Consider the following 12,775-nt stretch of genomic DNA (forward strand, 5'->3'; position numbering starts at 1 on the left):
CCGTTCAAGCTTCTTTCACGGACCGGGCACGCACAACGACAGGCGTCGTGAGAATCGACTTGACGAAGGAACGATACGGCTGTGGAAGGACCTTGACCTTGCCTATCCGTCCAAAGTGGTCTCTGGCAAGGAACTCTCCTGCGCGTGCGTTGCGCTCAGCCGCTCCTCCAGAGAGGCTGACAGGCGAAAGATCTTTGGTGACCGTGTCGTGGTAGTGCGGATCGGCCGCGTCGACGCCGAGCCAGGCCAAGCTGTGCCGAGCGAGGCTGTCATCTCGATGACGACCGACCAGCCGCACAGCAATCAGGCCGCGGAGGACCTCGTCGCCGAGGTCTTGCGGGGCGTGGGATCCGAACGCGGCGTCAGCGCCGTGTTTGCGGCCGTCGCGGACGAATTCCAGGGCGATTTGCTGGCCTTCGGGGGTTCCGGTGACGTTGTAGGCCTCGTCGCAGATGAACTCGCCCCAGCGGGTGGTGCCGAAGCAGACTTCCTTCGCGATGGCGGCAATCAGCAGATGGAAGGCGCGGCCGAACAGCTTCCGCGGCGGGATGCGAGCGGCCATTCGCTCGCTGCTCATCTCCAGTGTGGTCGGCAGCGGGACTTCGTGGGTGCAGAACACGACGAAGTCCGCAGCGCGCAGGTCGACCGGCGGCAGGTCAGGATCGAAGATGGGACGAGTGATCGGGTCTCGCCGAAGCCGGTCTAACCGGGACGCGAGCGCCCGCGCGGCAGCGTCATGTTTGCCCTGTGTCGTCAGGGTCGCGATCAGCTTGTTGCTGGAGGCGTCGTCGGCAGCAGTGACAGCGTCGAGACCCCGGCCGAGTGCGTCTCGTTCGGGTGAAGCGGATTCGAGATCGAGCCAAGCGGCGAAGAAGATCTCCGCGATGCCGGTGCTCGTCTTGCCGCGGAACACACGTAACGGATCACACGAGTAGCGGAGTTCGGCGCTGCTGGCGCGTTCGCCGTCGAGGGCGGGGTCGACGATGTCGACGATCTGGCTGTTGCCGGGTAGGGCGTCGGCGACCGGGACCCATTCGCGGCTGCGGGTGCGGTCGATGGCGATGACGCGGCCGTCGAGCATGAGCCGGACGATGGCGGCGACGTTTTTCAGCACGACCGACTTCCCGGCACCCAACTCCCCTACCACCGCGATCCCGCCGGACGAGTCGTGAGTCGGGCCGTAGGTCGGATCGAGCAGGAACGGGGCAAGTGCCCCGCCGTCGAGGGCAAGCCCGAACAGGGCACCGGTCGGGTCGCCGAAGTCGGTGGCGGAGAACGGCAGGAGCATGGCGGCGTCGGTGGCGAGGAGGTTCTGGCTGCATTCGCGCACGACCATCGGGGTGCGGTAGCCGGGCAGCATCGCTTGGTAGAGCTGGCGCTGTCCGCCGAGCGGGCGTTCCCACCGATATTCGCCGCCGAGGAAAGACTGCCGTAGGGTTTTCGCGGCGGCGTCGCATTCGTCGGCCGTTTGGCCCCAGACGCAGGCGATGACGCCGACTTCGAGGTCGACCTCGGTGGAGCTGGCACCGAGGCGGGCGTTCTTGTGCTGGATCTCCTCTTGGGCGGAGTGCACGTCGGCGGGCACGCCGGCGCTGTCGGCGGCGTGTTCCTCGTCCTGTCCCATCAGGTCGCGCGTGCGGCGTCGGTTGGCGGCGCGGGCTTCTTCGTTGGTTTTCGCGGTGATCCGCAGCGCGTAGTCGATGCCGAACCCGAGGTCGGCCAGGCGGGCGAGGATTTCGTGACCGGGAAAGGTGAACGCGCGCGGCATCTCGGCGAGGACGAGGTAGGCCTGGTAACTCGTGAGTAGGCCGTCGTCGGACGGGGTGAGGCATTTGAGGAACCGGCGGTTCAGGGTCGCGAGCGGCGCGAGGAGCCCACGGCCGTCGTGGTCGGTGCGGCCGCCTTCGTCGAGGACGCTCGCCGGGAACGTCGCGAACGAGGTACGACGTCGGGGCGAGACCGAGACTCGTGTGTTGTGGACGGTCTCGCTGGTCTCGAGTTGTGGCTCGTTCACTCCGCGGACCGGTGCGCGGCACAGCCACCACAGCAGTTCGGCTTCCGCCGCCGGCCGCAGCGGCAACGCTCCGCCGATTTCCCGGCCCGCGACTCGGGCCCGTTCCTTGGCTTGCGTTACGGCTGCGGTTGTCGCTGGTCTCGTGGGGAGACCGAGACTGGCTGCCAGCGCGGCACCGGTCGCGCGCAGCAGGCCGCCGGCGGTGTCCCGCCAGCCGTGGCCGGTCAGCGGGAGCGCGATCCAGTAGGTCCGGCCGAGCAGGTCGAGGGCGTCGAGCTGGTCCCAGGCGTTGTGCACGGTTTCGGCCCAGTGCGGGTTCGCTTCGACGTCGGTCCCGGCCAGGCAGCGGCGGACGATCGCGTGCGGCTGGGCCTGTTCGCACAGCGACACGATCAGCGCTTCGCCGCGCAGGGACTTCATGAACGTCACGGTGCGCTCGTACAAGGTACGCAGCTGCCGGCCGCTGGAACGCGCGCTCTCCCTCGGCAGCACGCGCCATACGGCCCAGGTCGCGCCGTCCGCGCAGAACACGAGGTTCCCGCTCAGGTCGAGGATCTGTTCCATCTCCGCTCCTTCGTCTCCGCCGCAGTCCGCGGCTCGTCCTGCGGCGCACCGAGATGGAGATGGATCCGGTGCTGTGTCCACACAGGACGGGCAGGTCGGTACGGCCGACGGCCGAGCATCCCGGGCTGCGAAGCCAGCACATGCGAGACAAAGCCGCACAACCAGCCCAGCGGGGTGCGCGATTCGATCCGGGCGCGGCGCAGGAACACCGCTGACAGCGGCACGCACCAGCGCGCCGCACCTAGCCAGTCCAGCAGCGGGAGTTTCCATACCGTGAGCAACAGCAGCAGGAACACCACGCCCTGGGTCAACGTGTACGGACCGCCCGGCAAATACCCACCGTCGCGGCCCGGCATCCGGCCGAACATCCGCGGATACCGCCGCGACCGCGTGTAGGACCGGCCGATCAGCGTCTCGCCGCGAGGCTTCGGCGTGGGCACGGCTAGTGGGTGAACCAGGAACCGAACATCCCCGACACCGCGTCCAGGTTCAGCAGGATCCCGAGGAACACCGCCGCGATCACCCCGTACTTGATCGCCCTCGTGAAATTCCCGCGAGTGCCGATCAGCAGACCGATCCCGCCGACGACAGCGACCAGCAGGATCAGCCGCCGGACCGCTTCGCCGCCCCACGCGAGATTCGCGTCGAGCCACGACTTCACGTCTGCAGCCAGCATGCCCATCGTCAACGCCCTCCTCCGCTCGGTTCCCGCAGCGGGACCGGGTCGATCCGGGTCAGTTCCCATCGGCCTGAGCGGGCGGTCAGGGTGAGCGGGTAGTCCGCGAGCGTGTTCTGCCCGGTCGCGTCGAAACACCGTGCTCGCGCCAGTACCCGGACCTGCGTCCCGTCCAGGGGCCGCGCGGCCTGGCCCGGTTCGAACGTCTCGCGGGTCCGCAGGTCCTCCAGCCGGATCGACGCATACGGAGTCGGCGAAACCGGGACGATGCTCGTCCCTGGGCTCACATATCGGTCGAGCTGGCCTTGCCCCACGAGGTAGGCGGTCAGGAACCCGGTCACCGACTGCCCGATCGGACCCGCAGGAGCAGCGGACTGGCCGTACGCGAGCACAGGTGGTGCCGAGGTCGAGGGACAGGCCACCGGCGTCGGCAGCGACGTCGCCGCATACGAACTGCCGTCGCCGACGAAGCTGACCTGCTCGCAGGTGATCTTCGCCGGATGGGAACCGTCCGGCTGGAGCGTGAGCAGGTTCGCCGCAACCACCACCGACCAGGCATCCGGCGACGGCGAGACCACCGACACCGCGGCGGTCGCCACCGGGATCTGCGACCCGACCTCGCGCTCGGACCGCATCCCGTCGGGATAGAACGCTCCCAGCCCGGCGGGGTCGCCGCGACTGGCCGACAGCCACGAGCGCACGTACATCTCCGCCCATCCCCGCGGATCCCGATGGACCCCCTCGGCCGCAGGCATCGCCGGGTTCGCGGGCGCGGCGGAGCGCAGCAGAACCAGCCCGCCGACGGTGGCCAACGGACTGGCGATGACGACCAGCCACGCCAGCACCCGCCCAACCCGACCAGTCACCACCCGCACCGCCGGCTCGGCAACGACGTCCGGCAGCATCCGCGTCGCCGCACCGAGCCCGCCATTCCGTTGGCCCGCGCCAGCACGCGGCTTCGCGCTATGGGCCATGACCGCCTCCTGCCTGCAGACGCCAACCTCGCAGACAGGCTTGCCACTCGCCGGATTGATGCGGTCCCGCTCAGCTCGCCCACGGCAGGCCGCACCCCGGATAGTCCTCCGCAACCTCCGACAGCGCCGCGATCGCCCGTTTGCGCCACCGGGTCACCGTCGGCTGGCTCACCTCTAGTTCCTCGCCGACCTGCCGATCCGTGGCCACTCCGTCCCGCCCTGCCCGATCGCCGAAGAACCGGCGGATCAGCACAGCCCGCGCTCGCTCATCGAGCAAACCGCGATCCACCGCCCACGACAGCACCGACAACAACTCCTCCGACGCAGCGATCTCGCGTTCCGGCTGCACCAGCGCGAGGCGGAACGTGTCGTCGTCGACGCTCACGACCTCAGCCGCCACCTGCGCGTAATCAACCCCGAACGACCGCAACGCGGCACGCTGCGTCTCCCGGACCAGGTTCGCCGCCACGTGATTCCGGCGCCGCAACGGGAAACACCGGATCTGCTCCCACAAGTGCCCGATCACGGTCGCCTGGACGTCGCCGTTCGCCTCCCCCGCCGACGCTCCCCCACCGGTGACTCCTCGCCGTCGTCCGCCCGCGCCGGTCGCGGCCCGAATCGCACGGATGACCCGGCCGGTGACGCCCGGGACCGCCGGCAGCATCGCCGAGAGCACGATCTCCGCCGCTGTCACCCCGTCTCGATTGGCGTCCGCAGCGCGCTCGAGCAAGGCATGCAGGATTCGGTCGTGAGTCTCGTACTCTCGCGTCGCCAACACGCGAGCGAGAGCGTCGTGGCTCGCAGTCTCGGCCAGCACGAGATCAGTGCGAGACCAGGTCTCCAGCGCCCGGTCGAACCTCCTCACCATCCGCGGGTGACGAAGACGACTCTCCACCATCGTCAACGGGCTTTCACCGACTTCATCGGCACACAGCGAACTCATCACAGGCCCTCCTCGAGTCGCGACTGCTTCGCCCCGACCCTCCGACCGACCTGCGTCTCCCTTGCTGGACCCGATCCTTGCCCCTCGCCGAGAGCAAGCGTTGATTCACCCGTTGCGACGACGCGTCCGCACCATGCCCGCCGGAAATAGGTGCCCCTTGCCCCACCCAGCGCAGCATCCGGGCATGACCGCGTTCCAGCTGGTTTGACTTCACAGGCGAACACATGTTCGACTCCACGCGGGGTCGCCGAGAGCCGTGACGACCCGGAACGTGGAAGCGAGCAGGTGAGCTAGAGGTGAGCGAATGGCCGTCGACCGTGCGGAAAGTAGATCCACCGATTCCGGTGTGGGTGGGCGTGCGCAAGCTGCTCGTGCTCGGCACCGAAATCCTCGCGCCCCGTGACCGCGCCGGGCTGCGCATCGAGACCGAACATCCAGGACTGCTGTTCGAATGGGCGCGCCGCGAGGACGGCGGTCTGCTCGGCTGGGTCACCTACCAGCTCGTCACCGCCGACGACCAATGGTCACGACCGGTCAGCCACTACGTGCCCGCACACCTGCTCCGCCGCCGCGGACCCGCCCGAAGGCACCAGTACAGCGACTACCGGCCCCGGACCCACGGATAACGGCCCTCCGCAAACGGGTTCTTCCGCAGCTCTCTCTCGAAAGGGCTATTTGCCGGGACCCGCACTGAGACCGCCGAGAGGTAACGACAGCCCAGGTACCGCCGACGACCGCCGACAACAGCACCGCCAGGGTGCTCGTCCGGCCCATGTCGTTGCTGGAGGAAACCGGACAGTTACAGGTCCACTGGCAGGAAAGTGGGGCGCGTCTCCGGAGCCGCCGTTGAGCGCGAGGACGAGATCGGAGTGGGTCGGCGAGCCGACCAGCATCAGCATCGAGGACTTCAGGATCGTGTACCGCAGCTGCGGCAGGGCGCGGAACGGCATGAGCTGCCAGCCGATCACGAAAATCACCAAGCACAGCGCGAGCATCGGATCGCCGAACCAGTCCTGGGCGAGGGCGGTGGCGACGACCGCGCGGCTCATACCTGCCCACCGAACACGCCCGTCGCCGCGGCGAAACCCTCTGGTGAGTCAGCTGATCTTGGCTTGGTCGAGGAGATTCTCGCCGTCGTCGACCTCGAGCGCCGTTATCGGTGGTGGTTCCTCGATATGAATCCCGAGGAGACGCAGTTGGCCGATGATCTGGTCGTCGACGGGTTTGGTTGTCGACGACCACGGCCGTTCGCCTTCGCCGCCAAACAGGGCCACACCGTTCGGGCGAGGGCCGGTGTCGAACCTCGTCCGGTACCGGATGCCGTCGAAGACCGTCGCGCCCCGGTTCCCTCTCGTCTCGTCGAACGTCCGAGCGTATAGGCGCGGCACGCGGTACTGCGACATGTCCGACAGCTCGTTCGTGATCCGGAATTGGAGAGCGCGGCGGTGCGTCAAGTTCGCCAGTCGGATCCTGGTTTCCACGTGCAGTACATGGATTAGCCACTGCTGCAGGAAGGAGATCTCGAAGACAGCTTCGTTTTCCCTTGTGCACCATTCGATCCCGATGCACTCGAGGAGTCCGCACAGCGGGTCGGAACTCAGGTAGCACGTACCTCGAGGTTTGCTCAAGTCGAAACGGCACTTCCCGCACGTGCAGAACCACCACGGGCCGCGCCCGTTTCGCACTGCGCGGTACAGGCAGGAGTTTCGCCGAACGTAGAAACGGGGAAATTTCTGCCACGGCAGGTGTGGGCCGGGCTCGGGTTGCACGACGAATTCCCGTGTCGTCATGAGGCCCACCTCGCAGCCGTTCGCCGCGCGGCGTCGACGGCAGAGCCGACGTCTCCGCTGAGCAATGCATCGACGATGCTGCGATCACCGAGAATGCGCAGAGGCGTTCGCAGCCAAGCCGCCGCGGTCCACGTGACCTCGTCGCCTGGACCGGCTACAGCTTGGAGCACCTCGGAGAATCCTGGGAGGACGCCGTCGGGCGTGAACTGATAGCAGGGCAGGACATCATGTCCATCGCTGGTTCTAAGTACCAAAATCACGTTGGCGGCCGCCATCTTCACCAACTCTTCGGGGTCTGAGGCGCCGAGTACGGCACACGCCGTCTCGGCTCGGAGGACTGGTCCGATCGCAGCGCGCCACGGGCTCTCGGACGGGCCAGTGCCGAGAACAGCCCGGACTTCCTCGATCAGCCCTCTCACGTCGTCGCGGTGAACCTTGACCGTTTCCGGGTCTGTCTGGAGGCGAGAAGCGAGATGGGTAGCCAACAAGTCCGCGACAACGCCGGAAACGAATACGTCTGTTGAGGCGCGCACGTCGATGGATCGTGAGCGCACGTCCTGCACGGCTCGGCGGACGTCGGCGTCGGAAACCTTCGGCAGCGTCGCGGTGGTCACGAACCGCCCTCCGGCCGAGCGCGGCCGGCCACCCCGGCCTCGTCGTGACGCGATCGGCTGGGCCTCTGCGGGCAGGTTCGAAATCGAGATCGGCCGGTTCTCGAGCACGTGCTCTACCTTGCGGGAGAGCACACGCAAATCGCCCTTCCTGATCCGGATCGAGCCAGCGGGAACCTTGTGGACAAGCCGCTCGGCCAGTATTCGAGCAACGACGTCACTTGCGGGAAAATGTCGATCCTCGCCGAAGGCGCCTCGAACCTTTACGTCGTCAATGGCGCGCTGCACGTCGTTTTCCGACACGTGCAACAAGTCGGTCAACGTCCGAGACCGGTAGTTGTCTTTGCGTGCGGCCCGGGCGTAGACCCGGTGTCTGCTCTTGGCGGCCATCTTCGAACTCCACTCGGCAGGAAAGGTGACTCGCTCACGGCCGCAGTGATGAAGCGACCTTGCCGAGTCCAGCCTTCGCACTTCTCCCCCATAGTCGGTGGAGTGCGTGCGTCTGTTTCAGTTGTGACCGGTTCGGAAGGCTCTACATTCATTGTTGCCCTCGGCAGTGAGCACCACTGCCGGCCACCGCGAATACCGTGCGCAATGCCTACCACGCTGCCCAGCACTAGGCATCCCCATAGCGCCACTCTCGTGCGGCCCAAGACCAGGCGGTTCCGCGCCAGCCAAGGCAGGCGCCAGTCCACAGCGATCGACTGGACTGGGTCGCGACGAATGGACGAAACGAAGCGATCACATCGTGGTGTTACTCGGCTGCTGACAAGCGAACGCGTTCCTCCCCGGAGGGGAGTCGACCAGGTTGACGCGAGTACGCGGAAGCCGAAGGCATCGTCGGCGAACTGGCTTGTATGGCGTTTCTGAGCCCGCACAGCCCGCTTCTCAGGCGCGGTGCTGAGGTTGTCTAGGGTCGCAGTGTGAGCGAGTCGAAAGATCAGCAGGTCCGGTACGTCGTCGAAGGTGTCGCCCTAGGGGTGCTCGCTGCGGGGATCGAGGCGCTGCCCGCGGTAAAGATGACGTTGGAGTTGAACTTCAACTCGGTGTGGCGACGCTGGGAGCCAGCTGCGGCCTTCCCGTCGCTCGCCCGCGCCGCTGACCCGGGAAACCTCTTCTACCTGGCTCTTCATCGATCGGAGGGTCGCCGTTGGGGAGCGGGACGCTGGCAGATCGACGGGCCTTGGGCCAGGCCTTTCCTCGCGGAGGGGTGGGAGCCGAGCGAAATCGAGGAGTGCCTCGATCAGTTCGCTGACGAACGGGCCTCGGCCGAAGACTGGCGTCGATTCGGTCGGCTCTACGTGGACAAATTCGAGGCTGGCGAGATACTGCGCGGATAGGCCCTGGCCAAGGCGACGGCATGGGGCGCTGGTTTCGTCGGCGCTGTCTGGTATCTCTGTGATCATGTTCGTCTATGGGGGGACGGTCGCCGGGGCTGCCGAGGCGATCGAGGCGTCGGTGGCACGGTTCGTCAAAGCGGCCGAGGACAGGTTCACGAAGCTGTATCAGCGGCCGATGAACGGGTCCGAGCGGTCGAGCTGGCAGAACAGCTGGCCAGCGCTGCTGCGCACGCTCACCGACGCGGGCCTCGGCAACCTGCAGCTGTTCCTCGAGTACGAACTACCCGGCAGCGGACAGCGAGTCGACGCTCTGCTGCTCGGATCCCGCGACGACGGCGGAGTGACCGCCGTAGTGATCGAGTTGAAGCAGTGGACAGAGATGGACTCGACCACGGATCTGTTCACCTGGGTCCGCCGCGTCAAGTATCTGCACCCGAGCCGTCAAGCCGCGGGCTACCGGTACTACCTGGACGACTGGATCGACGAGCCCGAACTCAGGTTGGCGACGCGGGCCGTCGCCTACCTCCACGATGCCGACAGTGAAATAGTGCGCTCGCTGCGCGAGCCGGTGGCGGCCCGCCCGGGCAGCGGCGAGGTGTCGCTCCTCGGCCGCGACGACGTCCAGTCATCGGCGAGTCCGGCGGGACTCGCCAAACTGTTCGGTGCCGACGGCCTCCAGGCACCCACTGAGGAGCAGGTCCAAACGTTTCTGACGGCTCGCCACCGGCCGTCAGCCGATCTGCTCACGCGGATCAACGATCTGATGACGAGGCACTCAGTCTTCCGGCTGATCGGCGCTCAGCAGACCGCCTACCTGGAAGTCCTGGACGCGGTGAGCCGTGCCTTGCTGGATCCGCGCAAGCAGCTGATCGTGGTGTCCGGAGGCCCGGGAACCGGCAAAACGGTGATCGCGGCCCGTCTGGTGGGCGACATCCGGAAGGTCGTCGGCGACGAGGCCTACGGGTGCTATCTGACCCCGTCCGGAACCCTGCACAACCAGCTCAAACGTGCCGTCACGACCCCCGGCGCGGATGGCTTGTTCAGCCACGTCGGCGACTTCGGCAGGCGCGAGGGCAAAGTCGTGCCGATCGTCGACGAAGCCCAGCGGTTGCGCCGGGACCAACGGCAGGTCGTACAGATGCTCGCACGCACACGAGTGTGCGTCCTGTTCCTCGACGAACGTCAGATCATCCTGCCGGACGAAGGCTTCACTCTCGCCGAGCTGGAACAGCAGGCGGCCCGGGCCAGGGCCGACGTCACGCACGTGAAGCTGGTCAGCCAGTTCCGGTGCAACGGTTCCCAGCGATACCTGGGCTGGCTCGAGCAGCTCCTCTACGGCAAGGCGACGCAGTGGACACCATCGGACTACGACCTGGCGGTCGCCCCCACCCCCGACGCTCTCAGCGAATGGGTCACCCGGCACGCTCGTGCCGGGCGCACCGCCCGCATCACCGCGGGCTTCTGCTGGCCATGGACCAGAAAGCCGGGCGCGGACGGCAAGCTGGTCAAGGATGTGAAACTCCCGTGGGGCGCGACCGCGCCGGACTGGTCGATGCCCTGGAACGCCTCTCAAGAACTCCAAGACGACGAAGGAGCTGTCCCGAAAAGCCACTTCTGGGCAACCGACGACGGCGGTCTTCGCCAGGTCGGCTGCATCTACACCGCGCAAGGCCTGGAATACGACTACGGCGCCGTCATCCTCGGTCCCGACTTCGTCCGCCGCGGCAACCGCTGGGTCGCCGTCCCCGAGACGAACAAGGATTCGCGCATCCCCAAGGACATCGACCCCGACCACTATCTGCGGCTGGCGGCGAACACCTACTGGGTGCTCGCCACCCGAGCGAGCCTCGGCTGCCGGCTCTACTCAGCCGACGCTGAGACCCAGAAGTTCCTGACGAGCCTGGTCGCCCCATCGGAGAGCACTCCCTGAGCGCACCGCTTTCGCCCCGCACAACACGGCCTGGGCGAACCATCCGGGCGGACACAACCAGCTCGGCGACATCTCCAGCGGGCTTTCAACATCTACCAGGTCCTGCGCACCGCCGAGGGAAGGGCCGCCGGTCGGTCTAGGTCGCCGACGCACAGACCCAGGACTACCTCGAACGGCTGATCCCTCGCCCGGATCCCGCCTCGGCTGTCGGCGACCGGGCAGGATTTGTCGGTGGTACGGCCTAGGCTCCGGGACCATGGCATACACCGACGTGACCGCAGAGGCTGTGCGCAAGGCCGTCGCCGAGTACGACGATCGCGGCGCCGAGGACTTCCTCCGTGCCTACGGTTTCGAACCCGCGCGCCAGTACCAGCTCCTGGTGCACGGCAAACGGTATCCGTCGAAAGCCATCGTCGGGGCCGCCCACCAGTACGTCCATGGCCGTCCGCTGCGTGCGGACGAGTTCTCCGGCGGCGCGGCGACCGTCGTGCGGCACCTGGCATCGCTCGGGTTCGAGATCGAGGCGACCCGCCCGGTCCTGATGATCCACGTCGGCCAGGCCGGCCTGGACAACCTCGAGCACGGGCTCGAGACCTCGACCTGGGGCTTCCGCGAACTGCCCGACGACCTGGCCGACGCGCGCTTCGACTTCGTCGTCTTCGGCGAAGGCGCCTCGCCCCGCGTCCCCGACGAGGACTGGTTCGCCGACACCGCCACCCTGCACATCTGCCAGGCCACCAGCGGCTTCTACACCACCGACGCCAAGCACTGGCCCGACGAGCTCGACCGCGACGAACTGATCTACCCCGTCCACTTCGGCATCCTCCCCCTCGGCACCGCCGACGCCGTCCCCCTCGGCCCCGACGGCCCTCTGCCCGCCGATGCCAGCCGGCAGCTCAAGATCTCCGGCACCCACCGCGGGTTCGGCAAAATCGCCCACTTCGACCCCGCCCCGCTCCTCGCCCGCGCAGGCCTCGCCGACGCGGTCGGCCTCCCCCGCAACCCGCAAGAACGAGCAAAAATCACCCTGTCCCGCGCCCCCGGCACCCGCCGCACCCAACGCACCAACCCCAGCGGCCGCCACGGATCCGGGCCCGGCCGACAGCAAGACCCCAAAAAACGCATCGCCGTCGAGCAACACGCCGTCAAACTCGCCATCGCCCACTACGAACGACACGGCTGGCATGTCACGGAACTCGGCAAACCCTACGACCTGCGATGCCGACGCGGCGACGAGGAACTCCACGTCGAAGTCAAAGGCACCACCGGCTCCGCAGCCGCCGTCGAACTCACCATCAAAGAGATCGAACACGCCCGCGGCACCGACATCACCGACCTCTTCGTCGTCAGCGAAATCGTCGTCGACAACGACTACACCACCACCGGCGGACGCACCCAGCTCTTCCCCGACTGGGCACCCGCCGACGAACACCTCCAACCCACCAAATTCCGATACGAACTCCCACCCAACCCCACACACCTCCAATCGCACGCCACCTGATACGACGACCGAGGCTTGCGTTAGCAACCTGGCTGCCGACACACAGTTTCAGGCACATAACGGGAGAGAGGGCAAGGATCTCGTCCGTCGCGCCTCCCTCGGTGCGGCACAGGACTGCTCCCGCTTGCGGAGCACCCTCGATGCGGCCAGCGGCAGCCGTTGCCTGTGAAGCGGATCGGCGCGTCGACAATCGCGAACCACCTATAGGCCTTCACTGTAAACGGGTCACTGCGGCAGGCGCGTTTGCCCTATGGTCTCGCCCGATTCGTCCTGGGCTTTGACAACCTGGCACAATTGCAGGCTTACAACGGGAAGCTATCGGTCGGCTCTAGGACGCCGACAGCCAACCGGACACTGGCAGCAGCCAGCACCCCCGCCCGACACGCTCAGCAGCCTCTCCACTGGTACCGCACGGAAGTCACGGAGTGCAAA

General features: G+C 67.1%; 12 protein-coding genes. 4 read left to right on the top strand and 8 right to left on the bottom strand.

Features of this window, described 5'->3' with window-relative positions; translation table 11 throughout:
* Window positions 1-4: 4 nt before the first annotated feature.
* The 5 genes from L3Q65_RS18215 to L3Q65_RS18235 all read right to left on the bottom strand — a co-directional run bounded on the left by L3Q65_RS18215 (window position 5) and on the right by L3Q65_RS18235 (window position 5,096).
* Complete coding sequence (locus L3Q65_RS18215) at window positions 5-2,578, bottom strand: ATP-binding protein (protein ID WP_237600348.1); 2,574 nt, start codon at window positions 2,576-2,578, stop codon at window positions 5-7.
* A complete protein-coding gene (locus L3Q65_RS18220; protein WP_237600349.1) occupies window positions 2,557-3,018 on the bottom strand; it encodes a hypothetical protein in 462 nt (153 codons plus the stop codon). Before L3Q65_RS18220 ends, L3Q65_RS18215 begins: the two co-directional genes overlap by 22 nt.
* Before the next feature lie 2 nt (window positions 3,019-3,020).
* Entirely contained in the window at window positions 3,021-3,260 is a 240-nt protein-coding gene (locus L3Q65_RS18225; protein WP_237600350.1) for a hypothetical protein, read from the bottom strand.
* Window positions 3,261-3,262: 2 nt separating this feature from the next.
* Complete coding sequence (locus L3Q65_RS18230) at window positions 3,263-4,228, bottom strand: conjugal transfer protein (RefSeq protein WP_237600351.1); 966 nt, start codon at window positions 4,226-4,228, stop codon at window positions 3,263-3,265.
* Window positions 4,229-4,298: 70 nt separating this feature from the next.
* Window positions 4,299-5,096: a hypothetical protein gene (locus tag L3Q65_RS18235; protein WP_237600352.1), complete on the bottom strand. Its 798-nt coding sequence runs from the start codon at window positions 5,094-5,096 to the stop codon at window positions 4,299-4,301.
* A gap of 371 nt (window positions 5,097-5,467) precedes the next feature.
* Here L3Q65_RS18235 and L3Q65_RS18240 point away from each other — a divergent pair, with 371 nt between their 5' ends.
* Complete coding sequence (locus L3Q65_RS18240; RefSeq protein WP_237600353.1) at window positions 5,468-5,797, top strand: hypothetical protein; 330 nt, start codon at window positions 5,468-5,470, stop codon at window positions 5,795-5,797.
* Window positions 5,798-5,842: 45 nt separating this feature from the next.
* On the opposite strand, the gene L3Q65_RS18245 is transcribed toward L3Q65_RS18240, so the two are convergent.
* The 3 genes from L3Q65_RS18245 to L3Q65_RS18255 are packed head-to-tail and all read right to left on the bottom strand — an operon-like array spanning window position 5,843 to window position 7,962.
* A complete protein-coding gene (locus L3Q65_RS18245; RefSeq protein ID WP_237600354.1) occupies window positions 5,843-6,220 on the bottom strand; it encodes a hypothetical protein in 378 nt (125 codons plus the stop codon).
* Between the two features lie 48 nt (window positions 6,221-6,268).
* Window positions 6,269-6,961: a hypothetical protein gene (locus L3Q65_RS18250; protein WP_237600355.1), complete on the bottom strand. Its 693-nt coding sequence runs from the start codon at window positions 6,959-6,961 to the stop codon at window positions 6,269-6,271.
* Window positions 6,958-7,962, bottom strand: coding sequence for a hypothetical protein (locus L3Q65_RS18255; RefSeq protein ID WP_237600356.1), 1,005 nt, complete (start codon window positions 7,960-7,962; stop codon window positions 6,958-6,960). Before L3Q65_RS18255 ends, L3Q65_RS18250 begins: the two co-directional genes overlap by 4 nt.
* A gap of 533 nt (window positions 7,963-8,495) precedes the next feature.
* Between L3Q65_RS18255 and L3Q65_RS18260 the strand changes: the two genes are divergently transcribed.
* The 3 genes from L3Q65_RS18260 to L3Q65_RS18270 all read left to right on the top strand — a co-directional run bounded on the left by L3Q65_RS18260 (window position 8,496) and on the right by L3Q65_RS18270 (window position 12,343).
* Window positions 8,496-8,912, top strand: a complete 417-nt coding sequence (locus L3Q65_RS18260) for a hypothetical protein (protein WP_237600357.1) — start codon at window positions 8,496-8,498, stop codon at window positions 8,910-8,912.
* A 64-nt stretch (window positions 8,913-8,976) separates the two neighbouring features.
* A complete protein-coding gene (locus L3Q65_RS18265; protein WP_237600358.1) occupies window positions 8,977-10,842 on the top strand; it encodes a DNA/RNA helicase domain-containing protein in 1,866 nt (621 codons plus the stop codon).
* A gap of 256 nt (window positions 10,843-11,098) precedes the next feature.
* The gene (locus L3Q65_RS18270) at window positions 11,099-12,343 is read left to right on the top strand and encodes a protein NO VEIN domain-containing protein (protein WP_237600359.1); all 1,245 of its coding nucleotides are present in this window, start codon (window positions 11,099-11,101) and stop codon (window positions 12,341-12,343) included.
* The last annotated feature ends 432 nt before the right edge of the window (window positions 12,344-12,775 follow it).

Origin of the sequence: Amycolatopsis sp. FU40 (assembly GCF_021903635.1) — a bacterium.
GTDB classification, from domain to species: Bacteria; Actinomycetota; Actinomycetes; order Mycobacteriales; family Pseudonocardiaceae; genus Amycolatopsis; species Amycolatopsis dendrobii.

Excerpts from the sequence above, each read along its gene's own strand:
- L3Q65_RS18215 (WP_237600348.1), bottom strand. The coding sequence starts at position 2,578 with ATGGAACAGATCCTCGACCTGAGCGGGAACCTCGTGTTCTGCGCGGAC.
- L3Q65_RS18225 (WP_237600350.1), bottom strand. The coding sequence starts at position 3,260 with ATGGGCATGCTGGCTGCAGACGTGAAGTCGTGGCTCGACGCGAATCTC.
- L3Q65_RS18230 (WP_237600351.1), bottom strand. The coding sequence starts at position 4,228 with ATGGCCCATAGCGCGAAGCCGCGTGCTGGCGCGGGCCAACGGAATGGC.
- L3Q65_RS18235 (WP_237600352.1), bottom strand. The coding sequence starts at position 5,096 with ATGGTGAGGAGGTTCGACCGGGCGCTGGAGACCTGGTCTCGCACTGAT.
- L3Q65_RS18245 (WP_237600354.1), bottom strand. The coding sequence starts at position 6,220 with ATGAGCCGCGCGGTCGTCGCCACCGCCCTCGCCCAGGACTGGTTCGGC.
- L3Q65_RS18250 (WP_237600355.1), bottom strand. The coding sequence starts at position 6,961 with ATGACGACACGGGAATTCGTCGTGCAACCCGAGCCCGGCCCACACCTG.
- L3Q65_RS18255 (WP_237600356.1), bottom strand. The coding sequence starts at position 7,962 with ATGGCCGCCAAGAGCAGACACCGGGTCTACGCCCGGGCCGCACGCAAA.
- L3Q65_RS18265 (WP_237600358.1), top strand. The coding sequence starts at position 8,977 with ATGTTCGTCTATGGGGGGACGGTCGCCGGGGCTGCCGAGGCGATCGAG.
- L3Q65_RS18270 (WP_237600359.1), top strand. The coding sequence starts at position 11,099 with ATGGCATACACCGACGTGACCGCAGAGGCTGTGCGCAAGGCCGTCGCC.